Raw genomic sequence first — 26,005 nt, 5'->3', positions numbered from 1 at the left:
CCATAAAGACCAAAGCCCGCATCATGCGGGCTTTTTGCTATTTTTTCCTGCCCGCCAGCAGCTCTTCCACATAGCGGCTGACCATCTGCGTGGCCGGGCCGTAGCGGTGTTCGTCGAAGTGGTTGTTGACCAGGCTCGGCTCCAGGTTGATTTCCACCGTATGGGCGTTGTGCATGGCCGCCTCGTGCACGAAGCCGGCCGCCGGGTAGACGTTGCCCGAGGTGCCGATGGCGATGAACAGGCTGGCTTCGCTCAGGGCCTGGTAGATGCGATCCAGCAGCAACGGCATTTCGCCGAACCAGACCACATGTGGCCGCAAGGGCTCGGGAAACTGGCAACAGTGGCACAGATCCGTACTGTGCAGCGGGCCGGTCCAGGCTACCGTCTGATTGGAGCGGGGACAGCGCGCCTTGAGCAGTTCACCGTGCATGTGCAGCACATGGCGGCTGCCGGCCCGCTCGTGCAGATCATCGATGTTCTGGGTCACCAGGGTCACCCGCTCCGGCCACTCGGCCTCCAGCCGGGCCAGGGCCTGGTGGGCGGCGTTCGGCGCTACCGTCTGCAGCAGCGCCCGGCGGGCGTTGTAGAAGCTGTGCACCAGCTCGGGATCCCGCTGGTAGCCCTCGGGGGTGGCCACGTCCTCGATGCGATGCTCCTCCCACAGGCCGTCACTGGCCCGGAAGGTCCTGATGCCCGATTCGGCCGAGATGCCGGCCCCGGTGAGGATAACGATATTGCCTTTGCGCACTGAGGCACGCCTCTGCTGGATGAACTTGTGATTAGGCTAACAGCTTGCCGGCCCCGGAGCCAATGCTGCCTTAGTCTAACCAGCAAAAAGCCAGGCAAGGTGCCTGGCTTTGAAGGGTTATTCCGAGTTGTTGAGCAGCGTTGCGTTTTCCACCCTGGCCTTGAGTTTCTGGCCGGGGCGGAAGGTGACCACCCGCCTGGCCGAAATGGGAATGTCCTCCCCGGTCTTGGGATTGCGCCCGGGGCGCTCTCCCTTGTTGCGTAATTCAAAATTGCCGAAACCGGAAATCTTGACCTGTTCACCCTGCTCCAGCGCGCTGCGGATCTCTTCGAAAAACGCTTCGACCATCTCCTTGGCATCGCGCTTGCTCATGCCAAGCTCGGTGAACAGATGCTCTGCTATATCGGCCTTGGTTAACGCCATACGCTCAATCCCTCAAGGAAGCATTAAACTCGTCGGAAAGGGCGGATACGATGCGCGCCACCGTATCGGCGATTTCCTTCTCTTCCAAAGTCCGTTGGGTATCCTGCAACACCAAGCTGAGCGCCAGGCTCTTCTTGCCATCGGCAATACCTTGTCCTTGGTAGACGTCAAACAAGTTTAAGCCAACCAATTGATCTCCGCCAACTTTCCTAACCAAATCAAGGATATCGCCGGCGGCGGTCGACTGTTCCACCACCAGGGCCAGATCCCGGCGGTTGGCCGGGAAACGGGACACTTCCCCGGCCTCGGGCACGGCCCGCTCGGTAAGGGCCGAAAGCGCCACCTCGAACACATAGGCCTGGGACTTGAGGCCCAGCTTCTTCAGCAGGCTGGGATGCAGGGCGCCGAGCAGGCCCACCTGGCGGCCGGCCCGCTGCAGGGCGGCGGACTGGCCCGGGTGCAGGGCCGCGATGTCGGTGCGCACGAAACTGAAGCTCAGTTCGTCGGCGCCGAGGGCCAGCAGGCTTTCCAGATCGCCCTTGAGGTCGAAGAAATCCACTCCCCTGGCGGCCATGTCCCAGTGCTCGTCGACCACCGGGCCCAGCAGCAGGCCGGCCAGCACCGGGGTCTGGCGCACGCCGTTTTCGGCGGACTCGTCGGGGATGAAGGTCAGTCCCTGCTCGAACAACCGCAGCCGCGACTGCTGGCGGTTCTGGTTGTAGACCGCCGCCTGAACCAGCCCCGGCCACAGGGACACCCGCATGGCGGACATGTCGGCGGCGATGGGGTTGGGCAGCACCAGGGGCGCCATCTCGGGGAACAGCAGCCGCTGCTGCTCCGGATCCACGAAGCTGTAGGTGATGGCTTCCTGGTAGCCCAGATCCACCAGGGCGTCCTTCAGTCGGTTGAGCGGCAGGTTCGCCTCCCGGTGGCGGGACATGTCGAGCCGGGCCTGGGGCGCCACGTTGGGAATGCGGTTGTAGCCGTAGATGCGGGCCACTTCCTCGATCAGATCTTCCTCGATGGCGATGTCGAAGCGGTAGCTCGGCACTTCCACCTGCCAGTCGTCGCCGGTAGGAGTGACGTCCAGCCCCAGGCGGGCCAGCATATCGGTAACCTGGGTGGCGGGAATGTTAATGCCCAGCAGCCGGGTCAGCTTGCCGTGGCGCAGGGTGATGCTGTTGCGCGCCGGCAGGTGCGCCTCGGACACCGCCTCCACCACCGGGCCGGCCTCGCCACCGCAGATGGCCAGCAACAGCGCGGTCGCCCGCTCCATCACCTTGTGCTGCAAGCGGTAATCCACGCCCCGCTCGAAGCGGTGGGAGGAATCGGTGTGCAGGCCGTAGCTGCGGGCCCGGCCGGTGATCGACAGCGGGCTGAAGAACGCGCATTCCAGCAACACGTCCCGGGTGTTTTCATTCACCCCGGTGGCCTCGCCGCCGAAGATGCCGGCCATGGCCACGGCCTTGGACTGGTCGGCGATCACCAGGGTATCGCCGTTCAGGCTGACTTCGTTGCCGTCGAGCAGGGTCAGCTTTTCGCCCTGCTCCGCCTGGCGCACCACGATGCCACCGTCGAGCCGGGCCAGGTCGAAGGCATGCATGGGCTGCCCCCACTCCAGCAGCACGAAGTTGGTGATGTCCACCACCGGATCGATGCTGCGGATGCCGCAGCGGCGCAGTTTTTCCTGCATCCACAGGGGCGTCTCGGCCTTGACGTCGATGTTCTTCACCACCCGCCCGAGGTAGCGCGGGCAGGCGGCCGGGGCGTCCAGCCGGATCTCGACCTTGTCATCGATGCTGGCCGGTACCATTGGGATCTCGGGCCAGTTTACGTCCTGCTGGTTCAGCACGCCCACTTCCCGGGCCAGGCCGGCCAGACTCAGGCAGTCGGCCCGGTTGGGGGTCAGATCCACCTCGATGATGGCGTCGTCGAGGTGCAGGTAGTCGCGCACCCCGGCACCGATGGGCGCATCGGCGGGCAGTTCGATGATGCCATCCGAGTCCACATCCATGCCCAGCTCGCCATAGGAGCAGAGCATGCCGTGGGAGGGCTGGCCGCGCAGCTTGGCCTTCTTGATGGTGAAATCGCCGGGCAGCACGGCGCCGACCACGGCCACCGCCACCTTCAGGCCCTGGCGGCAGTTGGGGGCGCCGCAGACGATGTCGAGCAGCTCGTCGCCGCCCACGTCGACCTTGGTCACCCTGAGCTTGTCCGCATCCGGGTGCTGGCCGCATTCGACCACCTGCCCCACCAGTACCTGGCTGAAGGCGCCGGCCACCGGGGTGATGTCGTCCACTTCCAGCCCGGCCATGGTGATCTGCTCGGCAAGAGCCTCGGCATCCAGACCGGTATTGACCCATTCATCCAGCCATGATTTTGAAAATTTCATTATTGCTCCTGCCGCTTACCGGAATTGCTTGAGAAAACGCAGATCATTTTCGAAGAAGGCGCGCAAGTCGTTGACGCCGTAACGCAGCATGGTCAGGCGCTCGACCCCCATGCCGAAGGCGAAGCCGCTGTAACGCTCGGGATCGATGCCCACGGAACGCAACACATTGGGGTGCACCATGCCGCAGCCCAGCACTTCCAGCCATTTGCCGTTCTTGCCCATCACGTCCACTTCGGCGCTGGGCTCGGTAAAGGGGAAGTAGGAGGGGCGGAAACGGATCTGCAGATCCGCCTCGAAGAAGTTGTTGAGGAAGTCGTGCAGCACGCCCTTGAGGTGGGTGAAGCTGACGTTCTCGTCCACCAGCAGGCCTTCCACCTGATGGAACATGGGGGTGTGGGTCTGATCGTAGTCGTTGCGGTAGACCCGGCCCGGGGCGATGACGCGCAGGGGCGGTTGCTGCTGTTCCATGGTGCGGATCTGCACGCCGGAGGTGTGGGTGCGCAGCATCAGCGCCGGGTTGAAGTAGAAGGTGTCGTGATCGGTGCGGGCCGGATGGTGTGCCGGGATATTGAGGGCGTCGAAGTTGTGGAAGTCGTCCTCGATCTCGGGGCCTTCCGCCACCTGGAAGCCCAGCTCGCCGAACAGGGATTCGATGCGGCGGATGGTGCGGGTCACCGGGTGCAGGCCGCCGGCAGACTGGCGGCGCCCGGGCAGGGTGATGTCCAGGGTCTCGGAGGCCAGCTTCTGGTTCAGCTCGGCCAGTTGCAGCGCGTCGCGCTTGCTATTGATGGCGTCGGTGACCGCCTGTTTGGCGTGGTTGATGGCCTGGCCGGCGGCGGGGCGTTCTTCGGCCGAGAGCTTGCCCAGGGCCTTGGACTGCTCGGTAAAGATCCCCTTCTTGCCCAGATAGTGGACCCGGATTTCATCCAGTTCGACGGCGTTGGCGGCAGCCTGGATCTCCGCCTGTGCTTTGACGATCACGTCTTCCAGCTGATCCATGTGTTCCTCGTACTTGCCCGCCTTGGCGGACGCTAAATAATGTGAAAGGCCTTGATAATAAAGGAAATGCCCCTTTTCCGCCACCACTGGGCCGGCCGGGGGCCAACAAAAAAGGAGGCCGGAGCCTCCTTTTTCATCATTATCGCGCAGCGACTTAAACCAGGGCTTCTTTGGCTTTGGCGACCAAAGCGGTGAAGGTGGTCTTGTCGTGTACGGCGATGTCAGCCAGGATCTTGCGATCGATTTCAACGGAGGCTTTTTTCAGGCCATCGATGAAGCGGCTGTAGGACAGACCGTTCTGACGGGCCGCCGCGTTGATACGGGCGATCCACAGCTGACGGAACTGACGTTTTTTCTGGCGGCGGTCACGATAGGCATATTGACCGGCCTTGGTTACGGCCTGGACGGCAACGCGATAGACGCGCGAACGGGCACCGTAGTAACCTTTGGCCTGCTTCAGTACTTTCTTGTGACGAGCGCGGGCAGTAACACCACGTTTAACTCTTGGCATTGTTCACTCTCCTCTTAAGCGGTCGGCAGCATGGACTTGATCTGGGCGACGTCGGACGCAGCGACCAGACACTTGCCGCGCAGCTGACGCTTGCGCTTGGTGCTTTTCTTGGTGAGGATGTGACGCAGGTGGGACTGCTTGCGCTTGAAGCCACCGGAGCCGGTTTTCTTGAAGCGCTTGGCAGCGCCCTTGTTCGATTTCATTTTCGGCATAAAAACTCCGCATTGTTAATAACAACAAACAGCAAGGCGAGCCGGGCAACACCGTTGCCCGGCTACTTGCAGGGCCTTACTGTTTTTTCTTCGGGGCCAGCACCATGACGGCCTGACGCCCTTCCAGCTTGGGAAAGGCCTCGACCAGGGCCAATTCGTCCAGATCCGCCTTGATGCGGTTGAGCAAATCGAACCCGAGTTCCTGGTGCGCCATTTCACGGCCGCGGAACCGCAGCGTGACCTTGGCTTTGTTGCCCTCTTCCAAAAAGCGAATCAGGTTGCGTAGTTTTACCTGATAGTCGCCCTCATCGGTACCGGGCCGGAATTTGATTTCCTTGACCTGGATTTGTTTCTGCTTTTTCTTTTGTTCCTTGGTAGCCTTGCTCTTCTCGTAGAGGAACTTGCCGTAATCCATGATACGGCAAACGGGCGGCTCGGCATTGGGACTGATTTCCACCAGATCTACGCCTGCGGCGGAGGCGGCTTCGAGTGCCTCATTGATGGACACTATGCCCAGTGCTTCGCCTTCCAGGCCGACCAGACGGACTTCTTTCAGTCGGATTTCTTCATTCAGTCGGTTGCGAGGAGCAGGTTTGCCCCCTTTTTTAGCGCCTTTTATAACCTATCCTCCACTGTGTTCTTGCCGCGGGTCCGGATCTCCTGCTGAATCAGCCGGGTCAACGCTTCTACATCGAAGGTGCCGAGATCCTGTCCTTTCCGGGTACGAACCGCTACTTGGCCGGCTTCGACTTCTTTATCGCCGCAAACCAGCATGAAAGGTACCCGCTTCAGAGTATGCTCGCGGATTTTAAAGCCTATCTTCTCATTTCTCAAGTCCGCTTTGGCCCGAATGCCAACATTATTCAAACTGTTAGCGAGATCGCGGGCATAGTCGGCCTGATTGTCGGTAATATTGAGCACCACCACCTGGGTGGGGGCCAGCCAGGTCGGGAACAGGCCGGCGTATTCTTCGATCAGGATGCCGATGAACCGCTCGATGGAACCCAGGATGGCGCGGTGGATCATGACCGGTACGTGGCGGTCGTTGTCTTCGCCCACATAGCTGGCACCCAGCCGGCCCGGCAACGCGAAGTCGAGCTGGACGGTGCCACACTGCCAGGCCCGGTTCAGGCAGTCGTGCAGGGTGAATTCGATCTTGGGTCCGTAGAAGGCGCCCTCCCCCGGCTGCAGCTCATAGGCGATGTCGTTGGCCTTGAGCGCTTCTTCCAGGGCCAGTTCCGCCTTGTCCCAGATCTCGTCGCTGCCGATGCGCTTTTCCGGCCGGGTCGACAGCTTGACCGCGATATCGGTGAAGCCGAAGGTACCGTAGGTGTCGTACACCATGCGGATGCAGGCGGAGACTTCTTCCTGGATCTGCTCTTCGGTACAGAAGATGTGGGCGTCGTCCTGGGTAAAGCCGCGTACACGCATCAGGCCGTGCAGGGCGCCGCTCGGCTCGTTGCGGTGGCAGCAGCCGAATTCCGCCATGCGCAGGGGCAGATCCCGGTAGGACTTGAGCCCCTGGTTGAAGATCTGCACATGCCCCGGGCAGTTCATCGGCTTGATGGCGTATTCCCGATTTTCGGAGCTGGTGGTGAACATGTTTTCGGCGTACTTGTCCCAGTGCCCCGACTTCTCCCACAGCACCCGGTCCATCATGAAGGGGCCCTTGACCTCCTCGTAGCCGTATTCCTTGAGCTTGTCGCGCACGAAGTGCTCCAGCTCGCGGAAGATGGTCCAGCCGTCGTGGTGCCAGAACACCATGCCCGGCGCCTCTTCCTGCATGTGGTAGAGGTCGAGCTGCTTGCCTATCTTGCGGTGATCACGCTTGGCCGCTTCTTCCAGCTGGGTCAGGTAGCCCTTGAGCGCCTTCTTGTCGGCCCAGGCGGTGCCGTAGATGCGCTGCAGCATCTTGTTCTTGGAATCACCCCGCCAGTAGGCGCCGGATACCTTCTGCAGCTTGAAGTGCTGGCAGAAGCGCATGTTGGGCACGTGCGGCCCCCGGCACATGTCGATGTACTCTTCGTGGTGATAAAGCCCCGGCTTGTCGTGCTGGCTGACGTTCTGATCCAGGATTTCTATCTTGTAAGGCTCGTGCCGACGGGCAAAGGTGTCGCGCGCTTCCTGCCAGCTGACCTTTTTCTTGACTACCGGGTACTCGGTCTTGGCCAGCTCCAGCATGCGGGCTTCCAGCTTCTCGATGTCTTCCTCGGTCAGGGTGTGATCCAGATCCACATCGTAATAGAAGCCGTTGTCGATCACCGGCCCTATGGCCATCCTGGTCTGTGGCCACAGCTGCTTGATGGCGTGGCCCAGGAGGTGGGCGCAGGAGTGGCGGATGATCTCCAGGCCATCCTGATCCTTGGCGGTGATGATGGCCAGGGTGGCGTCGTGGTTGATGAGTTCGCAGGCATCCACCAGTTCGCCGTCTACCCGGCCGGCGATACAGGCCTTGGCCAGGCCGGCGCCGATGTCCTGGGCCACGTCCAGCACGGTCACGGGATTGTCGAAATGGCGCTGGCTGCCATCGGGAAGAGTAATTGTCGGCATGCAATGTCCTTAACAGTGGTGCACCCTACCAAAGTGCACATGTAGTGTGTGAAAGGGGAAAATGGGTCTACCGCCCCGACCATCTGGCTTTACCTTGCCAGTCTGGCGCGCCTTATGGTGCTACCCGGCGGCACAGGTCGGGGACTGCAGACTCTAGCAGAATCGGCCGATGGCCGCCATGGTTGCGTCACCCGCCCTGCCGTTCGGCCTTGTGCTTCAGCTGGATAAAGCGGCTGTGGGGAATGTAGAGCAGATCGGCAACCTGGCGGATCACCGCTTCCTCCAGGGGATCCAGCCGCCCATCGGTAAAGGCGATCAGCCAGAGCGCGTGCAGTATGGCCTCGCGTTGCCCGATCGGCAGCGTCTTGAGACGGGAGGTGAATTCGTAGAGGGACACCGCCTCCTGCTGCTGGGCCCGGCCCTGCTCCAGCCAGTCGTGCACTTCCCTCTGGCTCTGCCCGAACAGGCGGGCCAGCAACTGCTCCATGCGCCGCTGCTCAGGCCCGCTCGCCTCGCCATCGGCCAGCATCACCTCGGTGAGCAGGGCAGCCACGGCGACCTCTTCACTGAGTGCGATGGGCGCGGCCGGGCGGGTACCCTCAAACCATTTTTTTATCTTGTTTATCATGGTGTCTCCTATTTTGGGCCCGGTGGACTTTGCCGCGGCCGGCATGGCCTATACTGTTGACAAAACAAGCGTCAGCGGAGGCGTTATGTGGCAAGTGATCGCCAGTCAGATCTCGGAAGCAACCGGCAGCGACTTCCATATCCTGGATAAAAAGCCACTGTCCGGGGGGGATATCAATCAGGCCTTCCGGATTTCCGACGGCCACGACAGTTACTTCGTCAAGTTAAATGACCGCGCCCGGGTGGATATGTTTCGCTGCGAATGGAACAGCCTGGAGCACCTGCTGCGTACCCAGACCCTGCTGGTACCCAGGCCCATCTGCTGCGGCACCACCGTCAGCAGCAGCTTTCTGGTGCTGGAATACCTGAGCTTAAGCGACGCGGACGAGCAGGACTGGCACATGTTCGGTCGCCAGTTGGCTCATCTCCATCAGAGCCACAGCCAGCCCATGTACGGCTGGGACGAAGACAATTTCCTCGGTACCAGCGTGCAGCCCAACGCCTGGCACAAGAAGTGGTCGACCTTCTTCGCCGAACAGCGGGTCGGCTGGCAGCTGAAATTGCTCGAGGAAAAGGACATCCGCTTTGGCGATATCGAGGAAATCGTCGGCGCCATCAAGCTGCGCCTGGCCAATCACCATCCCCGCGCCTCCCTGTTGCACGGTGACCTGTGGCGTGGCAATCTTGCCTTCAGCGAGCACATGGGGGTGCTGTTTGACCCCGCCAGCTATTTCGGTGATCGGGAGACGGATATCGCCATGACCGAGCTGTTCGGCCAGCTTCCCCATGCCTTCTACCAGGGGTACAACGCCGTCTGGCCACTGGAGGAAAGCTATGGCGAACGGCGCGAGCTCTACAACCTCTATCACCTGCTCAATCACGTGAACCACTTTGGCGAACCCTATATCGATGAAGCCAAAGAGTGCCTTTATCGGGTCGTAGCCAGTTAGGAGACTTTATGCCCCACCCCGTGGTGTTGATTACCGGCGCCGCCAAGCGCATCGGTGCCGAGATGGGCCGCTTTCTGCATCAAGCCGGCTATCGGCTGGTTCTGCACTATCACCACAGCGAACAGGCAGCGGCCAGCCTGGCCCGGGAACTCAACGAACTCAGGCCCGGCAGCGTTCAGCTGTTGTACCAGGATCTGACCCGGCTCAATGAGCTCAAGGACATGGCCGATCGGGCGCTGGGCTGCTTCGGGCGCCTCGACGGCCTGGTCAACAACGCTTCCGCCTTTTATCCCACCCCTTTCGGTGAGGCGACGCCGGCCCAGTGGCAGGAGCTGTCCGCCACCAATGCCGCCGCCCCCTATTTCCTGACTCAGGCCCTGGCCCCGGCGCTGAAGCAGAGCCGGGGCGCCATCGTCAACATGATCGACATCCATGCGGAAAAGGGGCTGCAGCACCACCTGCTGTACAGCATGGCGAAAAACGCCCTGGCGACCCTGACCCGGAGCCTGGCCGTCGAGCTGGCCCCCCAGGTGCGGGTCAACGGCATCGCCCCCGGCGCCATCATCTGGCCGGAGCACGAACTGAGCGACGAGCAAAAGCAGCGGGTACTGGCGTCCATCCCCATGGGCCGGCTGGGCGAACCCCGGGAAATCGCCGAGACCGCCGCCTTTCTGCTGAATGGCCCCGGCTACCTGACCGGCCAGATCATCGCCCTGGACGGTGGTCGCTCCTGCCGGGGACTTCCCGAGGCCTGAGCCCTGACACGAGGACAAGCCCATGCGTGACTATTTCGAGCAAACCATTGTGTGTCCCCACTGCGGGCATCATACCCGCATCGTGGTGGACGCCTCCGACGGCGACCAGGACTACTATGAGGACTGCCTGGCCTGCTGCAACTCCATGCACATCATCGTCAAATGCAATCAGGAAACCGACGAGGTGGAAGTGGTCGTGGATGCGGATGACGAGCAGTATTTTTAAACCGGGCGACGTCGGGTCTGATACTTGTATGTTGGCATAATATTATCGAGATGCCATCACCCGCTCCACCGTGTCCACTATCGCCTGGGTCTGGGGATCTATCTCGATATTGACCCTCTGCCCCGGTCGGATGGTGCCCATATTGGTCCTGCTCAGGGTTTCGGGGATCAGGTGCACGGCAAAGCGATCGGCCCGCACCTCGCCCAAGGTCAGGCTGATGCCGTCGATGCCGATGTAGCCCTTGCTAAAGACGTATTTGGCAAGCTCCCCGGGCAGGGAAAACCAGAGGCTGGTGTTGGTCTCGCTCTGCTGGCGTTCCAGCAGCTCGCTCTGGGCCATGATGTGCCCGGACATGGCATGGCCACCGATCTCGTCGCCAAAGCGCGCCGCCCGCTCCAGGTTGACCCTGTCCCCCACCTCGAGCCGCCCCAGGTTGGTCACCCGCAGGGTTTCCGCCATCAGATCGAAGCTTACCCGGTCACCCTCGATGCGGGTCACGGTCAGGCAGCAGCCATTGTGGGCCACGGAAGCCCCCAACGCCAGCCCGGGCAGCAAGGCAGCCGGCAGCCGGACCACATGGGTGCGAAAATCGGTTTTGTCGATGATTTCAAGTACAGTTCCCTGCCCTTGCACAATTCCGGTAAACATAGTTCTTATCCAATATTTAAAAGCAGTTGAAGATACTGGGAAAATGCCACGAAGCAGGCTATATTGCCAACATCTGCCGACCTTCCCTGAGCCTTCCTCTCCCAGCGGACCCGAGAATCCGTGAGTCGGCAGCGAGCCGTCCCCATCATAAATGCCGAGCGAGAACCATCAGATGGCGCTGAAGCCCTATTTTTCCGAAACCCTGCACCTGCTGCGGCTGTGCGGCCCCATACTGGTGGCCCAGGTCGCCCAGACCACCATGAGCTTTGTCGATACCGTCATGGCCGGCCAGGTCAGTGCCACCGACATGGCGGCAGTGGCGGTGGCCACCAGCTTCTGGCTGCCGATCATCCTGCTGGTACAGGGCGTGGTGATGGCGTTGACCCCCATCATAGCGCAACTCAACGGTGCCCGTCGCCATGACGAGGTGGCCGGCGCCGTGCACCAGGGCTTCTGGCTGACCCTGCTGGTGATGGTGCCCACCGGGCTCGCCCTCTATTACTCTCCCCTGGCACTGCACTGGATGAATGTGGAGCCGGTGCTGGCCGAAAAGACCACCGGCTACCTGCACGGCATCCTCTGGGGCATGCCGGCCTATGCCCTCTACCAGGTGCTGCGCAACTTCAGCGAAGGCCTGTCCCACACCCTGCCCACCATGGTGATCGGCTTTATCGGCCTGGCGGTCAACGTGCCGGCCAACTATGTGCTGATCCACGGCAAGCTGGGCCTGCCGGCCCTCGGCGGCGTGGGCTGCGGCTATGCCTCGGCATTGGTGTTCTGGGCCATGCTGCTGGCCATGGTGATCTATACCCGCCGCTCTTCCCTGCTGCGGCGCTTCACCGTCTTTGCCACCATAAGCGCGCCGGACTGGCAGCAGATCGGCCGCATTTTCCGCCTGGGCTTTCCCATCGCCATGGCCATTTTCTGCGAAGTCACCCTGTTCACCGTGGTGGCCCTGCTGTTGGCACCATCGGGATCGGAAGTGGTCGCGGGCCACCAGATCGCCATCAATTTTTCCAGCATGGTATTCATGCTGCCCCTCAGCCTCGGCATGGCCCTGACCATCCGGGTCGGCCACCGCCTGGGCGAGGGCGGCGCCCGCCAGGCCAGGGTCGCCAGCATCGCCGGCCTGGTATTCGGCTGCTCGCTGGCGGTGTTCACCGCCCTGGCCACCATCCTGGGCCGGGACTGGATAAGCGGCATCTATACCGACAACGCGGGCGTGCTCGAACTCGCCGCCAGCCTGCTGCTGCTGGCGGCCCTGTACCAGATCTCCGACACGGCCCAGGTCATCGGCGCCGCCGCCCTGCGGGGCTACAAGGACACCCAGGTGATCTTCTACATCACCCTGGTGGCCTACTGGCTGTGCGGCCTGCCCGTGGGCATGGTGCTGGGCCTCACCGACTGGCTGGTGCCGGCCATGGGCCCGCACGGCTTTTGGATCGGTTTTCTGGTAGGCTTATCGGTAGCGGCATTCCTGTTGATCTGGCGGTTGCGCATTATCTATGAAAGGGTGGAAAAACGCAGTCGGGCTGCTCTGCCTCTGGTTGACGGCCTGTAACCCCCATAACGAGCTGGAGCGGCACTTCCAGACCTACCTGGCCCGGGTGGCCAATGTGCTGGAGGTTTCGCCGCCGCGCCTGACCCCGCCCGATCCCCTGCCGGCCCTGCCGCCCCAGCGGACGCTGCAGCAACAGCAGCAACGGGTCACCGCCGGTCTGCTCGATACCCTCAAGCTCGGCGAGTGCCGGCTGCTCGGCCTGGTCGGGGAACACAACAGCCCGGTGGGCAAGAGCCAGAGTGCGGCCGCCATGCTGCTCTATCACCTGCAATTCCAGCAGGGGCTGCACGACTGTCAGGCCCGGGCCAAGGATCCGGCCCTGCAGGACTGGCTGAGCGAGGTCGAGTCCCTGAAGGCACCGCTGCTGCCCGGCTACCACTGGAACATGATGGTGGCCGAGCCGGAAATCCGCGCCGCCCTGATGCCCCGCGCCCGGACCCTGCGCTTCGCCCAGCAGGGCGGCTACCAGGAAACGGTGGCGGCCTTTACCCTGTTCGACCGCCTCCACCGCCAGGCCCGGGGCCTGGCCGAGCCGGCACCCCTCACCGTCCGGGAACTTAACCTGGCGCTCAGCGGCCTCTACGACAACGATTACCTGGGGCAGCTGTTCTATTCCCTGCACAGTGCCGCCCACTACCTCGAGCAGAGCATCGGGTTCCTGCAGCAGTTGGAGCGGTTCGACTGCGGTCCCCGGGGCCGGGACCAGGCCGAACGGCTGCGCAACGCCATGCAGCACTACTATATCAGGGACATCCAGGCCTACTTCAGCCAGCTCGATCGCCAGTTCGTGCAGCTGGCTCCCCTGCTGGAGCGCACCCTGAATCCGCCAGTGCCGGGCAACGACCAACTGGCCGAGTACCGCCGCCACTTCGCCCTGGGGCTCGACAGCCGGGTCTATCGCCGCTACCGGGAGCTGACCCTGGAACATGCCCGGCTGTGGCAGCGCTTCCTGGCCCGGTGCGATATTTCGCCGACTTGAACAATAGTTCTCCATCCGTTTGTTCAACAAGAAAAAACGCTTGCCCCTGCCCCCGCCCTTGGCTAGTATACGCAGCGCCTGAAGGCGGCCTGCGTTCTTAGCTCAGTTGGTTAGAGCACCACCTTGACATGGTGGGGGTCGGTGGTTCGAGTCCACTAGAACGCACCAGTTCAGCCGCGACAGCAATACAATGCGTCCTTAGCTCAGTTGGTTAGAGCACTACCTTGACATGGTAGGGGTCGGTGGTTCGAGTCCACTAGGACGCACCAGATTACAGTGCAAAGATTTTGCGTTCTTAGCTCAGTTGGTTAGAGCACCACCTTGACATGGTGGGGGTCGGTGGTTCGAGTCCACTAGAACGCACCAGTTACTGAACCTGCCTCGCGCAGGTTTTTTTGTGCCCGCCTTCCTGGCTTCTCCGGTTATGTCTAGCCCGCTCAAACTGAACATTGAAACGACGTGATTTTTAAACCTTAACACTTTGATCACACTGTCTCCCGATACGGTACCTTGCCGACCGCAGACCACCCGAATAACGGAGAGACCCATGAATCATCAGAGTTTGGCCGCCCACTGGATGCCCTTCACCCCGAACAAGGGCTTCAAGACACAACCGCGCATGCTTACCGGCGCCAAGGGCATGTACTGGACCACGGACGATCAGCGCCAGGTGCTGGACATGACCGCCGGCCTCTGGTGCTGCAATGCCGGCCACGGCCACCCCCATATCGCCGAGGCCATCGCCCGGCAGGCCAGGACCCTGGATTACGCCCCCTGTTTCGGCTTCGGCCATCCCCTCTCCTTCGAGCTGTCGGAGCGCCTTGCCGCCCTGGCCCCGGGCAACCTGAACAAGGTGTTCTATACCAACTCCGGCTCAGAATCGGTGGAAACCGCCCTCAAGATGGCGCTGGCCTATCACCATGCCCGGGGCCAGGGTGGCAAGCAGCTGTTTATCGGCCGGGAGCGAGGCTACCACGGCGTCAACTTCGGCGGCATCTCGGTGGGGGGCATCACCAGCAACTACAAGGCCTTTGGCCAGTGGCTGCCGGTGGATCACCTCTCCCATACCCAGGATCTCGCCCTGAACGCCTTCTCCCGCGGCCTGCCGCTGCACGGCGGGGTGGACATGGCCAACGAGCTGGAGCGGCTGATCCGGCTGCACGATGCCAGCCGCATCGCCGCCGTCATCGTCGAGCCCATCACCGGCGCCGGCGGCGTGCTGCCGCCGCCGGAGGGTTATCTCAAGCGCCTGCGCGAGATCTGCGACCGGCACGACATATTGCTGATCTTCGACGAGGTGATCTGCGGCTTCGGCCGGACCGGCGAAGCCTTTGCCAGCCAGACCTTCGACGTGTTGCCCGACATCATGACCACGGCCAAGGGCCTGACCAACGGCGCCGCCCCCATGGGCGCGGTGTTCGCCGGCGATCATATCTACCAGGCGGTGGTGGACGAAGGCGGCCCGGGGGTGGAATTCTTCCACGGCTATACCTATTCGGCCCACCCGCTGGCCTGCGCCGCCGCCATGGCCACCCTGGATATCTACGAGCAGGGCGGCCTGCTGCGCCGGGGCGCCCAGGGCGGCGACATCGCCAGTTATTTTGAGCAGGGCCTGCACAGCCTGAAAGGGTTGCCGGGGGTCATCGATATCCGCAACTATGCGCTGATCGCCGCCGTCGAGTTCGAGCCGCTGCCGGGCAAAGCCGGCGCCAGCGGGGCCATGATCCAGTCTGCGGCCTGGGAGCAGGGGGTGATGCTGCGTGCCCTGGGGGATGCCGTCGCCATGTCGCCGCCGCTGATTATCGAAAAGCACCATGTGGACCAGACCGTCGGCATACTTGAACAGAGCATCCGCCGGCTCTATGGCTGAAAAAAGCGGGCTGCCTGGGCAGCCCGCTTTTTGTATGTTGGCATAATAAGTGGGTCAGGCGACCAGGGCTTCCAGGCTTTGCCTGGCCTGATCCAGGCCCGCCTTCTGCGCGTCCTCGCCCATGTTCAGGGCTTCCGCATAGACGAACTCCACCTCGGTGATGCCGATAAAGCCCAGCACGGTGCGCAGATAGGGGGTGATCAGGTCGGTGGGGCTGTCCTTGTGCATGCCACCACGGGTGGTCACCACCACCGCCTTCTTGCCTTTCACCAGTCCTTCCGGCCCCTGCTCGGTGTAACGGAAAGTGACGCCGGCACGGCAGACCAGATCGATCCAGGCCTTGAGCTGCACCGGGATATGGAAGTTGTACATGGGCGCGGCGATGATCAGGGTATCGGCGGCCTTGAGCTCTTCCACCAGCCCGTCGGACAGCGCCAGCAGGGCCTGTTGTTGCTCGCTGAGCTGATCCCCTCCCCGCAGGGCCATGGCACCGGCTCCGTCCAACATCGGCAACGGCTCAGCGGCCAGGTCCCGGATCTGTACCCTTTCGGCACCGGCTCGCTCGATCATGTAATCTATCAGTTTTGCTGACTGCGAATATTCACCCAGAATGCTGGACTTCAGTACCAGTGTCTTGCTCATGTGACCACTCCTGTTTCTGTAAATTCGTGCTGAACTAACATCTTGCTGTCATAACAGGCTGCCATGCTCAGCGGATGGGGTCACTTTAGGGCAAGGTAGGGGCGGGAGAAATCGGAAATTAACGCACAACAAATTCAAAAAATTTGAATTTGATGGCAGCAATCAAAGTTCGTTTACGTAAACGTAATATCAGACTTGTGGTTTTATAACAAAAAAGAAAACCCTCGCAAGCGAGGGTCAAACAAACGGAAACGTGCTTAAACAGAGCTACGCATCATACCTAACAAGTTGCTGAATTTAGGCTGGAGCAATTGGCTAGACCTTGATGCCCTTTCAATCTAACCGGGCGCAATTGTGAAGTCAACGTAAAAAAATCACAAACCGTTTAACTGAGCAGCAAACGAACAGCTTGGTTACGCTAACGTAAAGGTTATTCCCTGTTGACGTTTCACCCTCCCCCTCCCCCGTCTCGGCTTCATCTTGCTTGCGGCCATCCGAGCCGCAAAACTAGATTCAAGTGAGACAACCCCCCAATTGGGAGCTGTTTCGCAAAATCTTCGATTTTTCTGAGCGTTACACAAGCGTATTGGCGCAATCCTGTCTAACCTTTCAATAAAGGACTGAAAGATGTGTGCGCAAGGCTCTTTCTTCTTAATGCAATAACGCAAGATGTCGGAGCCGGGATTTATGGGGGACAATATCATGGGTATCTTCGAGCACTACCAAACGCGCTATGAAAAGGCCAAGGAAGAAGAGTACAGCCTGCAGGAGTTCCTGGACATGTGCCGGGAAGACAAGGCGTGCTACGCTTCCGCCGCCGAACGGCTGCTAATGGCCATCGGCGAGCCGGAAATGATCGACACCGCCCAGGTGCCGAGGTTCAGCCGGCTGTTCTCAAACCGGGTCATCGCCCGCTACCCGGCCTTTGCCGACTTCTACGGCATGGAAGACAGCATCGAGCAGATCGTTTCCTACCTGAAACACGCCGCCCAGGGGCTGGAAGAGAAGAAGCAAATCCTGTACCTGCTGGGTCCCGTGGGGGGCGGCAAGTCCTCCCTGGCCGAATGCCTCAAGTCACTGATGCAGAAGGTGCCCATCTACCGGCTCAAGGACTCGCCGGTCAACGACCATCCCTTCTGCCTGTTCGACACGGAAGAAGACGGCCCCATACTGGAGCAGGAATACGGTATCCCGCGCCGCTACCTCAGGCCCATCATGTCGCCCTGGGCGGTCAAGCGCCTGCACGAATACGGCGGCGACATCACCCGCTTCCGGGTCGAGAAGGTCTATCCCTCGGTGCTCGACCAGATCGCCATCGCCAAGACAGAGCCTGGCGACGACAACAACCAGGACATCTCCGCCCTGGTGGGCAAGGTGGATATCCGCAAGCTTGAGCATTACGCCCAGAACGATGCCGACGCCTACTCCTACTCCGGCGCCCTGTGCCGGGCGAACCAGGGCATGATGGAATTCGTGGAAATGTTCAAGGCACCGATCAAGGTGCTGCACCCCCTGCTCACCGCCACCCAGGAAGGCAACTACAACAGTACCGAGGGGCTGTCCGCCCTCCCCTTCGAGGGCATCATCCTGGCCCACTCCAACGAATCGGAGTGGCAGCACTTCAAACACAACAAGAACAACGAAGCCTTCCTCGATCGGGTCTATATCGTCAAGGTACCCTACTGCCTGCGGGTCACCGAAGAAGTGGAGATCTACAAGAAACTGCTGACCAACAGCGAGCTCGCCCGGGCCAAGTGCGCGCCCGGCACCCTCGAAACCCTGGGCCAGTTTACCGTGCTGTCCCGTCTCAAGGAGCCGGAAAACTCCAGCATCTATTCCAAGATGCGGGTCTACGACGGCGAAAGCCTGAAGGACACGGATCCCAAGGCCAAGTCCTACCAGGAATACCGGGATTACGCGGGCGTGGACGAAGGCATGACCGGGCTGTCCACCCGCTTCGCGTTCAAGATCCTGTCCCGGGTATTCAACTTCGACCATGCGGAAGTGGCGGCCAACCCGGTGCACCTGTTCTATGTGCTCGAACAGCAGATCGAGCGGGAGCAGTTCCCGCAGGAAGTGCACGACCGTTATCTGGAGTTCATCAAGGGTTACCTGATCCCCAAATACGTCGAGTTCATCGGCAAGGAAATCCAGACCGCCTATCTGGAGTCCTACTCCGAGTACGGCCAGAATATCTTCGACCGTTACGTCACCTACGCGGATTTCTGGATCCAGGACCAGGAATACCGGGATCCGGAAACCGGGCAGCTGTTCGACCGGTCCGCGCTCAATGCCGAGCTGGAAAAAATCGAGAAGCCGGCGGGCATCAGCAACCCCAAGGACTTCCGCAACGAAATCGTCAACTTCGTGCTGCGGGCCCGGGCCAACAACGCCGGCAAGAACCCCAACTGGACCAGCTACGAGAAGCTCAGGACCGTTATCGAGAAGAAGATGTTCTCCAATACCGAAGAGCTGCTGCCGGTCATCTCCTTCAACGCCAAGACCAGTGCCGAGGAGCAGAAGAAACACGACGACTTCGTCGCCCGCATGATGGAAAAAGGCTACACCCGCAAGCAGGTGCGGCTGCTGTCCGAGTGGTACCTGCGGGTGCGTAAATCAACCTGACGGAAGGATTTTGGGGGAGTGTATGGCGCATTTTATCGACAGACGACTAAATGGCCGCAACAAGAGCGCTGTCAACCGGCAGCGCTTTATCCGCCGCTACAAACAACAACTCAAAAAGGCGGTATCGGATGCGGTACTGAAACGCAGCATTCAGGATATCGACAAGGGCGAGAGTGTCTCCATTCCCACCCGTGATATCTCCGAGCCCTTCTTTCATCAGGGCAAGGGCGGCAAACGGGAGCAGGTCCACCCGGGCAACGACCAGTTCATCACCGGTGACCGGGTTGAAAGGCCCCTCGGCGGCGGAGGCAAGGGCGGAGGCCAGGGCGAGGCCAGCAACCAGGGTGACGGAGAAGACGATTTCGTGTTCGAGATCTCCAAGGATGAATACCTTGACCTGCTGTTCGACGGCCTGGAGCTGCCCAACCTGGAGAAAAACAAGCTCAACAAAATCAGCGAAATGAAAACCTTCCGCGCCGGCTACACCTCGGACGGGGTGCCGGCCAACATCAACATCGTCCGCTCCCTGCGCCAGTCCCTGGCCCGGCGCACCGCCCTGCAGGCCGGCAAGAAGACCACGGTGGCCGAGCTGGAGCAGGAGCTGGCCGAGCTCGGCAAGCGTCCGGCGGAAAACTATGCCCGCATCCAGGACATCGAGGAGGAAATACTCGAGCTCAAGCGGCGTATCGCGGCGGTGCCCTTTATCGACACCTTCGATCTGCGCTTCAACAACTTTATCAAGCGCCCCATCCCCTCCACCCAGGCGGTGATGTTCTGCCTGATGGACGTGTCCGGCTCCATGGACCAGGCCACCAAGGACATGGCCAAGCGCTTTTACCTGCTGCTCTACCTCTTCCTGACCCGTACCTACAAGAATGTCGACGTGGTGTTCATCCGCCACCATACCCAGGCCAAGGAGGTGGACGAGCAGGAGTTTTTCTACTCCCAGGAAACCGGCGGCACCATCGTCTCCAGTGCCCTGCAGATGATGAAGGACGTGATGCAGGAACGCTATCCGGCGGATCAATGGAACATCTACGCGGCACAAGCCTCCGACGGCGACAACTGGGCCGATGATTCACCCCTGTGCCGGCAACTGCTGAACAACGACATCATGCCCTTTGTACGCTACTACGCCTATATCGAGATCACCAACCGGGCCCACCAGACCCTGTGGCACGAATACGAGAGCATAGCGCGCAGCTATTCCAATTTCGCCATGGAGCACATTCGGTCGGTGGAAGACATCTACCCCGTGTTCCGGGAACTGTTCAAGAAACAAGCGGCGTGAGGTGACCATGGCAGAAGCAATCGCGAAAACCCGGCCGCTGAGTGACGGCCCCGACTGGACCTTCGATCTGCTCGAGAGCTATCATCGGGAGATCGCCCGTATCGCCGCCGGTTACGGCCTCGATACCTATCCCAACCAGATAGAGATCATCACCGGCGAGCAGATGATGGACGCCTACTCCAGCATCGGCATGCCCATCGGCTACCACCACTGGTCCTACGGCAAGAAATTCATCCAGACCGAGCAGAATTACAAGCGTGGCCAGATGGGGCTGGCCTACGAGATCGTGATCAACTCCAACCCCTGCATCGCCTACCTGATGGAGGAAAACACCATGCCGATGCAGGCCCTGGTGATGGCCCACGCCTGCTACGGCCACAACTCCTTCTTCAAGAACAACTACCTGTTCAAGACCTGGACCGATGCCGAGTCGATCATCGACTACCTGCTGTTTGCCAAAAACTACATCAACGAGTGCGAGGAAAAGTACGGGGTGACCGAGGTGGAGGCCATCCTCGACAGCTGCCATGCCCTGATGAACTACGGGGTGGACCGCTACAAGCGCCCCCAGAAGCTGTCATTGGCGGAAGAGCGTCGTCGGCAAAAGGCCAGGGAAGCCTACCTGCAGACCCAGGTCAACGAGCTGTGGCGGACCCTGCCGCGCATGGACGACGCCAAGAAAGAAAAGAAACGGCGTTATCCGGCAGAGCCGGAAGAGAACATCCTCTACTTTATCGAGAAACACGCCCCCCTGCTCGAGCCCTGGCAGCGGGAGGTGGTGCGCATAGTGCGCAAGATCAGCCAGTACTTCTATCCCCAGAAGCAGACCCAGGTGATGAACGAGGGCTGGGCCACCTTCTGGCACTACACCATCACCCAGCACATGTACGACGAAGGCCTGGTCACCGACCGTTTCATGATGGAGGTGCTGCACAGTCATACCAACGTGATCTTCCAGCCGCCCTACAACAGCCGCTATTATTCCGGCATCAACCCCTATGCCCTGGGTTTCGCCATGTTCCAGGATCTGCGCCGGATCTGCGAACGGCCGACCGAGGAAGACAGGGCCTGGTTCCCGGACATCGCCGGCAGCGACTGGGTCAAGACCCTGCACTTTGCCATGGAAAACTTCAAGGACGAGAGCTTTATCAGTCAGTTCCTCTCGCCCAAGGTGATGCGCGACTTTCACTTGTTCGCGGTCGCCGACGACGACACCCGCAACTACCTGGAGATTTCCGCCATCCACGACGAACTGGGTTACCGCCAGCTGCGCCAGACCCTGTCGAACCAGTACAACCTGTCCAACCTGGAGCCCAACCTGCAGGTATACAACGTCGAGGTCAAGGGCGACCGCTCCCTCACCCTGCGCCATGTGCCCCACAACCGCATCCCGCTGGCGGAATCGCGCCATGAGGTGCTCAAGCATGTGCACCGGCTGTGGGGATTCGACGTCATACTGGAGCAGGAGGAGCCGGACGGCGGCGCCACCATCGTCGGCCGTTGCCCGGACAAATCCCCTTCCGCCATCTGAAACAACAACGCCTCCACAGGGAGGCGTTGTTGTTTATTTTTGCTGCACCAGGCTGTCGGGCATGTGCTCGCGCATCTCGTGCCACAACCGCCCCGAGGCCTTGCCGTATTCCCTGACCACCTCGGCTACTTCCTCCACCCTGCCCTCGGCGGCAAGCCGGGCCAGGGTGCGATAGTAATCGGCAGCCAGGGCCCGGGCCGCCGGACGGGAGAAGTAGTAACGCCCCACCCGGCAATAGAGCCCCTTGAAACCATTGAGGATCAAGGCATAGATGGGATTGCCGGAGGCGAAGGCCAACTGGTGGTGCAGCTCGTAATCGAAGCGGGCGAACGCCTCGCCTTCGTCCGCCAGTTGCTCGAGTTCACCGGCGAGGGCGATGACCCGCTGGGGGGCATTCTTGACCGCACCGCGGATAAAGATGCTGCTGATATGGGTACGGGCGGAAAGGAGTTGCTCGATAAGCTCGGGCACCTTGTCCTCGTCCAGCCGGGCCAGGGTCTCCAGGATGTTCAGGCCGGAGGTTTCCCAGAAATTGTTGACCCGGGTCGGCTTGCCGTGCTGTATGGTCAGCCAGCCGTCCCGGGCCAGCCGCTGCAGCACCTCGCGCAGGGTGGTTCGGGTAACGCCGATCAATTCGGACAGCTCCCGTTCGGCAGGCAGGATGGAGCCCGGCGGAAATCGACTGTTCCAGATAGACTCTATGATATATTCTTCCGCAAAACTGGCTGGGCTTTGTGCCTTTATGACCATGCAACCACTCTGTTAAATTTGTTAAGGCAGGCAAGACTGACAGTGATGATAACAGGGCAGACCAGTTTCTCACAAGCGCAACCACCCGGACACGCCGCCGACCCGAGACCATGAGGATCCGAACTTGTACGCCTTCTCCCGTTCCCGTTTTGCCTGGGCCCTGCTCACCGCCGGCGCCGCCCTGCTGCTGCTGATCGCGCTGTTCTTCCAGTATGTGCAGGGCTACCACCCCTGCGTCATGTGCGTCTATCAGCGCGCCGCGTTGGTCGGTGTCATCCTCGCCGGCCTGCTGGGCTGGCTGGCGCCCCAGGGGATGCCGGGCAACCTCGCCCTGCCGGGCTGGCTGGCGGCGTCCGCCAAGGGATATCTGCTGGCGGAAGAGCACGTGGGTTACCAGCTCAACCCCTCCCCCTTCAACCAGTGCTCCAGCTTCGCCGAATTTCCCGCCTGGGCCCCGCTGGACCGCTGGATGCCGGCACTGTTCCACCCCACCGGAGATTGCGCCGACGTGGACTGGTCCTGGCTGGGCTGGAGCATGCCCCAGTGGCTGATGGGGATTTTCGCGCTGCTGGCGGGCCTGGCGGCCTTCTTTATCGTCGTACGGCTGGTCGGTGCGTTGAGGCGAGGCGTGAGGCGTGAGGCGTGAGGCGTGAGGCAGATGCGCCTCACACTTCACGGTAGCCGGTCAACTGGCCCAGGTAATGATATGATCTTCCCAGTCGCCGGCCTGGGATTCGAGCACCACCTTGCCCCGCACCGACTGGCCTGCCTTGTGCATGGCGCTCTTGGAGCCGGTGCGCAGCGGATGCCAGGACGGCAGTGACTTGCCCTCCGCCAGCAGGCGGTAGGCACAGGTGGACGGCAGCCAGTAATAGTCGGCCAGCTTGTCCCGGGTGATCTTCAGGCAGTCCGGTACCCGGGCGAAACGGTTGGCGTAGTCGCTGCAGGCGCAGCTGTGGGTATTGAGCAGTTCGCAGGCCACGTTGGTGTGCACCAGCTCATCGGTGTCTTCGTCAATCAGCTTGTTGAGACAGCACTTGCCGCAGCCGTCGCACAGGGCTTCCCATTCCTGCTCGCTCATTTCGTCGAGCCGCTTGCTATGCCAGAAATCGGACTGCATCACCTAGCCTGCCACCCTTGCTTCGAAACGATACTGGCCGTCGAGCTGCAGCTCGAGCCGGTCATTGGGCCTGAGTTCGGCCACGCCCTTGGGCGTGCCGGTCAGCACCACGTCGCCGGGGTTGAGGGTGAAGCAGCGGCTCATCTCCGCCAGCAGTTCGCCGATGGACCAGAGCATCAGGGCGGTATTGCCGGATTGGCGCTCCTGGCCGTTCACCGCCAGTGAGAACTTGAGGTGCTGTAAATCATCCAGCACCTCGGGCAGGGCGAAGGGACTGATGGGGCAACTGCCATCGAAGGCCTTGGCCCGCTCCCAGGGATGGCCCTTGGCCTTGAGCTGCTCCTGCACCTCGCGCAGGGTCAGATCCAGCGCCAGGCCGACGCCGGCCACCGCCTCCAGGGCGTGCCCCGGCTCGGTGTGGCACAGCCGGCGTCCGATCAGCAGGGCCACTTCCAGCTCGTGATGCACCGCCCCCTGGCCACGGGGCAGCAGCAGCGGCGCCTCCAGCCCCACCAGACTGGTGGAGGGCTTGATGAACAACAAGGGCTGTTCCGGCACCGGGTTGTTCAGCTCCGCCGCGTGCTCCTTGTAGCTGCGGCCCACGCAGACCACCTTGCCCACCGCATAAGGCAGCGGGTGGCCCTGCAAATCGAGATGTTGGTACATAAGAGGCTCCTGTTTGGTGCACGCGGGAGGGTCAGGCCGGGGACTTGCCCCGGGCGGCCAGGTGGGCCTTCAGCAGATCGTCGGGCGGCGGCGGCAACTGCAGATAATATCCCTGGGTGCGCAGCGCCAGCCTGACCTTGTCGATATCCGCCTGGCCCAGCCGGGTCTTGGTGGCCAGGTTGACGATCATCGCCAACTGCGGGGTGCCGAAAGTATCCAGCAAGGCGGCCGGCACACGCGAAAAGTCGTCGCGCCGCTCGACGAAAAGATAGGTCTCCGCCTTTTTCGGGCTTTTATACACTACACACAACATGGAAATTGCTATAATCCGTCGGGTTTATTGCCAGTGAAGATGGCAAACTATAACATCAGCACGACCAATAACAAAAAGGATTGCATCCTCGGGGGAAAGCCGCAAATGGCGGAGCGTGGCATCGAATTAAAAGGCAGTAGCTTTACCCTGTCGGTAGCCCATATTACCGATAGCGATATTCAGCGGGTAAAACAGCAATTGGCTGAAAAAATCGCACAGGCGCCGGAGTTCTTCCGAGCCGCACCTTTAGTCATCAATATCGAAAAACTCTCGCAAACACCCGACTTCAACGCCCTGGCCGGCGCCATCAGGGAGCTTGACCTGGTCCCGGTCGGGGTCAGCGGCATCAAGGACGACCACACCCGGGCCGCGGTAAGGGACGCGGGGCTGGCGGTCATGACCACCGGCAAGGTGCCGGTGCAGGAAGTGCCCGCCGCCCTGCTCAACCAGCCCGGCACCAAGGTGCACCGTGGACCGGTGCGCTCCGGCCAGCAGGTCTACGCCCCCAACGGCTCCCTGGTAATACTGGGCGCGGTCGGCAACGGGGCCGAGGTGATCGCCGATGACAGCATCCATATCTATGGCCCCTTGCGCGGGCGGGCGGTGGCCGGCGCCAAGGGCAACGAATCGGCCCGCATCTATTGCCAGCAGCTGATGGCGGAACTGATCTCCATCGCCGGTCATTACCAGCTGAGCGATGGCTTGCAAGGTGCCAACTGGGAACAGGCAGTCAGTATTTCCCTGGCGGGCGAACAGTTAAAGTTCGACAGACTCTAATTTTACGACTTTTAGGAACACACTATGGCACGAATTATCGTCGTCACATCAGGTAAGGGAGGCGTGGGTAAAACCACCTCCAGCGCAGCCATCAGCACCGGACTGGCCAAACTGGGCCACAAGACGGTAGTGATCGATTTCGATATCGGTCTGCGCAACCTGGATCTCATCATGGGCTGCGAACGGCGGGTGGTGTATGACTTCGTCAACGTCATCAATGGCGACGCCAACCTCAACCAGGCCCTGATCCGCGACAAGCGGGTAGAGCAGCTCTACATACTGCCGGCCTCCCAGACCCGGGACAAGGACGCCCTGACCCGGGACGGGGTCGAGAAGGTGCTCAACGACCTGGCGGCCATGGATTTCGACTACATCATCTGCGACTCCCCCGCCGGCATCGAAACCGGTGCCCTGATGTCACTCTATTTCGCCGACGAAGCCATCGTCACCACCAACCCGGAGGTGTCCTCGGTACGGGATTCCGATCGCATCCTGGGTATCCTGTCCTCCAAGTCCCGCCGCGCCGAGAAAGGCATGGAGCCCATCAAGGAGCACCTGCTGCTGACCCGCTACTCTCCCGAACGGGTCAGCCGGGGCGACATGCTGAGCGTGCAGGACGTGCAGGAGATCCTCGCCATCCCGCTGCTGGGCGTGATCCCCGAGTCCCCGGCGGTGCTCAAGGCCTCCAACGCCGGCGAGCCGGTGATCCTGGACGAAGAATCCGATGCCGGCCAGGCCTATGCGGACACCGTGGCCCGCCTGCTGGGCGAAGAACGCGCCTTCCGCTTCCTCGAGGAGGAAAAGAAGGGATTTTTCAGCCGACTTTTTGGGAGTTAACC

27 protein-coding genes and 3 tRNA genes are annotated in these 26,005 nt (G+C 61.3%); 15 read left to right on the top strand and 15 right to left on the bottom strand.

Features of this window, described 5'->3' with window-relative positions; all coding sequences use genetic code 11:
• Positions 1–37: 37 nt before the first annotated feature.
• The 9 genes from cobB to CGX12_RS01920 form a co-directional block, all read right to left on the bottom strand.
• Positions 38–748 (bottom strand): Sir2 family NAD+-dependent deacetylase, encoded by a 711-nt coding sequence (gene cobB, locus CGX12_RS01960; RefSeq protein ID WP_094038214.1) that lies wholly within the window; start codon positions 746–748, stop codon positions 38–40.
• Positions 749–865: 117 nt separating this feature from the next.
• Positions 866–1,171, bottom strand: coding sequence for an integration host factor subunit alpha (gene ihfA / locus CGX12_RS01955; RefSeq protein WP_094038213.1), 306 nt, complete (start codon positions 1,169–1,171; stop codon positions 866–868).
• A 4-nt stretch (positions 1,172–1,175) separates the two neighbouring features.
• Complete coding sequence (pheT, locus tag CGX12_RS01950) at positions 1,176–3,563, bottom strand: phenylalanine--tRNA ligase subunit beta (RefSeq protein ID WP_094038212.1); 2,388 nt, start codon at positions 3,561–3,563, stop codon at positions 1,176–1,178.
• Between the two features lie 15 nt (positions 3,564–3,578).
• Positions 3,579–4,562 (bottom strand): phenylalanine--tRNA ligase subunit alpha, encoded by a 984-nt coding sequence (gene pheS / locus CGX12_RS01945; RefSeq protein WP_094038211.1) that lies wholly within the window; start codon positions 4,560–4,562, stop codon positions 3,579–3,581.
• A 154-nt stretch (positions 4,563–4,716) separates the two neighbouring features.
• Positions 4,717–5,073: a 50S ribosomal protein L20 gene (rplT, locus tag CGX12_RS01940; protein ID WP_094038210.1), complete on the bottom strand. Its 357-nt coding sequence runs from the start codon at positions 5,071–5,073 to the stop codon at positions 4,717–4,719.
• Positions 5,074–5,087: 14 nt separating this feature from the next.
• Positions 5,088–5,285, bottom strand: coding sequence for a 50S ribosomal protein L35 (gene rpmI / locus CGX12_RS01935; RefSeq protein WP_014292509.1), 198 nt, complete (start codon positions 5,283–5,285; stop codon positions 5,088–5,090).
• A 76-nt stretch (positions 5,286–5,361) separates the two neighbouring features.
• Positions 5,362–5,859, bottom strand: a complete 498-nt coding sequence (infC, locus tag CGX12_RS01930; RefSeq protein WP_438273028.1) for a translation initiation factor IF-3 — start codon at positions 5,857–5,859, stop codon at positions 5,362–5,364.
• 41 nt (positions 5,860–5,900) lie between these two features.
• Complete coding sequence (gene thrS, locus CGX12_RS01925) at positions 5,901–7,835, bottom strand: threonine--tRNA ligase (RefSeq protein ID WP_094038208.1); 1,935 nt, start codon at positions 7,833–7,835, stop codon at positions 5,901–5,903.
• Positions 7,836–8,022: 187 nt separating this feature from the next.
• Positions 8,023–8,463 (bottom strand): tellurite resistance TerB family protein, encoded by a 441-nt coding sequence (locus CGX12_RS01920; RefSeq protein WP_094038207.1) that lies wholly within the window; start codon positions 8,461–8,463, stop codon positions 8,023–8,025.
• A gap of 85 nt (positions 8,464–8,548) precedes the next feature.
• On the opposite strand from CGX12_RS01920, the gene CGX12_RS01915 reads away from it, so the two are divergent.
• From CGX12_RS01915 to CGX12_RS01905, 3 genes are read left to right on the top strand one after another with little or no spacing between them, the layout of a single operon-like run.
• Positions 8,549–9,412 (top strand): fructosamine kinase family protein, encoded by an 864-nt coding sequence (locus CGX12_RS01915; protein ID WP_094038206.1) that lies wholly within the window; start codon positions 8,549–8,551, stop codon positions 9,410–9,412.
• An 8-nt stretch (positions 9,413–9,420) separates the two neighbouring features.
• A complete protein-coding gene (locus CGX12_RS01910; RefSeq protein ID WP_094038205.1) occupies positions 9,421–10,167 on the top strand; it encodes a pteridine reductase in 747 nt (248 codons plus the stop codon).
• A gap of 22 nt (positions 10,168–10,189) precedes the next feature.
• Positions 10,190–10,393, top strand: a complete 204-nt coding sequence (locus tag CGX12_RS01905; protein WP_094038204.1) for a CPXCG motif-containing cysteine-rich protein — start codon at positions 10,190–10,192, stop codon at positions 10,391–10,393.
• A 42-nt stretch (positions 10,394–10,435) separates the two neighbouring features.
• On the opposite strand, the gene CGX12_RS01900 is transcribed toward CGX12_RS01905, so the two are convergent.
• On the bottom strand, positions 10,436–11,041 hold the full coding sequence (locus CGX12_RS01900; protein WP_094038203.1) for a riboflavin synthase subunit alpha: 606 nt from the start codon (positions 11,039–11,041) through the stop codon (positions 10,436–10,438).
• 178 nt (positions 11,042–11,219) lie between these two features.
• Here CGX12_RS01900 and CGX12_RS01895 point away from each other — a divergent pair, with 178 nt between their 5' ends.
• The 6 genes from CGX12_RS01895 to aptA all read left to right on the top strand — a co-directional run bounded on the left by CGX12_RS01895 (position 11,220) and on the right by aptA (position 15,451).
• The gene (locus tag CGX12_RS01895) at positions 11,220–12,602 is read left to right on the top strand and encodes an MATE family efflux transporter (RefSeq protein ID WP_176441980.1); all 1,383 of its coding nucleotides are present in this window, start codon (positions 11,220–11,222) and stop codon (positions 12,600–12,602) included.
• Positions 12,589–13,581 carry a DUF3080 family protein gene (locus CGX12_RS01890; protein WP_254918178.1) on the top strand — a complete coding sequence of 331 codons (993 nt, stop codon included), beginning with the start codon at positions 12,589–12,591 and terminating at the stop codon, positions 13,579–13,581. The genes CGX12_RS01895 and CGX12_RS01890 overlap by 14 nt, the downstream gene beginning before the upstream one ends.
• A gap of 91 nt (positions 13,582–13,672) precedes the next feature.
• A tRNA-Val gene (locus CGX12_RS01885) sits at positions 13,673–13,749 on the top strand.
• A 24-nt stretch (positions 13,750–13,773) separates the two neighbouring features.
• Positions 13,774–13,850 (top strand) — tRNA-Val (locus CGX12_RS01880).
• 20 nt (positions 13,851–13,870) lie between these two features.
• Positions 13,871–13,947, top strand: a tRNA-Val gene (locus tag CGX12_RS01875).
• Positions 13,948–14,128: 181 nt separating this feature from the next.
• The gene (gene aptA, locus CGX12_RS01870) at positions 14,129–15,451 is read left to right on the top strand and encodes an omega-aminotransferase AptA (protein ID WP_094038200.1); all 1,323 of its coding nucleotides are present in this window, start codon (positions 14,129–14,131) and stop codon (positions 15,449–15,451) included.
• 54 nt (positions 15,452–15,505) lie between these two features.
• Here the strand turns inward: aptA and CGX12_RS01865 are convergent, their stop codons facing one another.
• Positions 15,506–16,093, bottom strand: a complete 588-nt coding sequence (locus CGX12_RS01865) for an FMN-dependent NADH-azoreductase (protein WP_094038199.1) — start codon at positions 16,091–16,093, stop codon at positions 15,506–15,508.
• 702 nt (positions 16,094–16,795) lie between these two features.
• Here CGX12_RS01865 and CGX12_RS01860 point away from each other — a divergent pair.
• Genes CGX12_RS01860 through CGX12_RS01850 form a run of 3 tightly spaced genes read left to right on the top strand, consistent with a single transcriptional unit; the run spans position 16,796 to position 21,540 of the window.
• Positions 16,796–18,718, top strand: a complete 1,923-nt coding sequence (locus CGX12_RS01860; RefSeq protein ID WP_094038236.1) for a PrkA family serine protein kinase — start codon at positions 16,796–16,798, stop codon at positions 18,716–18,718.
• 22 nt (positions 18,719–18,740) lie between these two features.
• The gene (locus CGX12_RS01855; protein ID WP_094038198.1) at positions 18,741–20,009 is read left to right on the top strand and encodes a YeaH/YhbH family protein; all 1,269 of its coding nucleotides are present in this window, start codon (positions 18,741–18,743) and stop codon (positions 20,007–20,009) included.
• A 7-nt stretch (positions 20,010–20,016) separates the two neighbouring features.
• Positions 20,017–21,540, top strand: coding sequence for a SpoVR family protein (locus tag CGX12_RS01850; protein WP_094038235.1), 1,524 nt, complete (start codon positions 20,017–20,019; stop codon positions 21,538–21,540).
• Between the two features lie 33 nt (positions 21,541–21,573).
• Here CGX12_RS01850 and fadR read toward each other — a convergent pair whose 3' ends face one another.
• Positions 21,574–22,290, bottom strand: coding sequence for a fatty acid metabolism transcriptional regulator FadR (gene fadR, locus CGX12_RS01845; protein ID WP_094038197.1), 717 nt, complete (start codon positions 22,288–22,290; stop codon positions 21,574–21,576).
• Between the two features lie 124 nt (positions 22,291–22,414).
• On the opposite strand from fadR, the gene dsbB reads away from it, so the two are divergent.
• The gene (gene dsbB / locus CGX12_RS01840) at positions 22,415–22,936 is read left to right on the top strand and encodes a disulfide bond formation protein DsbB (RefSeq protein ID WP_094038196.1); all 522 of its coding nucleotides are present in this window, start codon (positions 22,415–22,417) and stop codon (positions 22,934–22,936) included.
• A gap of 39 nt (positions 22,937–22,975) precedes the next feature.
• On the opposite strand, the gene CGX12_RS01835 is transcribed toward dsbB, so the two are convergent.
• From CGX12_RS01835 to CGX12_RS01825, 3 genes are read right to left on the bottom strand one after another with little or no spacing between them, the layout of a single operon-like run.
• On the bottom strand, positions 22,976–23,410 hold the full coding sequence (locus CGX12_RS01835) for a YcgN family cysteine cluster protein (protein ID WP_094038195.1): 435 nt from the start codon (positions 23,408–23,410) through the stop codon (positions 22,976–22,978).
• 3 nt (positions 23,411–23,413) lie between these two features.
• Positions 23,414–24,076 (bottom strand): fumarylacetoacetate hydrolase family protein, encoded by a 663-nt coding sequence (locus CGX12_RS01830; RefSeq protein WP_094038194.1) that lies wholly within the window; start codon positions 24,074–24,076, stop codon positions 23,414–23,416.
• Positions 24,077–24,107: 31 nt separating this feature from the next.
• Positions 24,108–24,389 (bottom strand): YcgL domain-containing protein, encoded by a 282-nt coding sequence (locus tag CGX12_RS01825; RefSeq protein ID WP_094038193.1) that lies wholly within the window; start codon positions 24,387–24,389, stop codon positions 24,108–24,110.
• Between the two features lie 105 nt (positions 24,390–24,494).
• Between CGX12_RS01825 and minC the strand changes: the two genes are divergently transcribed.
• Together minC and minD are read left to right on the top strand one after the other, a co-directional pair.
• The gene (minC, locus tag CGX12_RS01820; protein ID WP_094038192.1) at positions 24,495–25,166 is read left to right on the top strand and encodes a septum site-determining protein MinC; all 672 of its coding nucleotides are present in this window, start codon (positions 24,495–24,497) and stop codon (positions 25,164–25,166) included.
• Between the two features lie 24 nt (positions 25,167–25,190).
• Positions 25,191–26,003: a septum site-determining protein MinD gene (minD, locus tag CGX12_RS01815; protein WP_094038191.1), complete on the top strand. Its 813-nt coding sequence runs from the start codon at positions 25,191–25,193 to the stop codon at positions 26,001–26,003.
• Positions 26,004–26,005: the final 2 nt, after the last annotated feature.

Origin of the sequence: Zobellella denitrificans, from assembly GCF_002237365.1 — a bacterium.
In the GTDB taxonomy this organism is placed as follows: Bacteria; Pseudomonadota; Gammaproteobacteria; order Enterobacterales; family Aeromonadaceae; genus Oceanimonas; species Oceanimonas denitrificans.
Note: the sequence above shows the minus strand (reverse complement) of the source record. Positions and strands in the feature narration are given on the sequence as shown.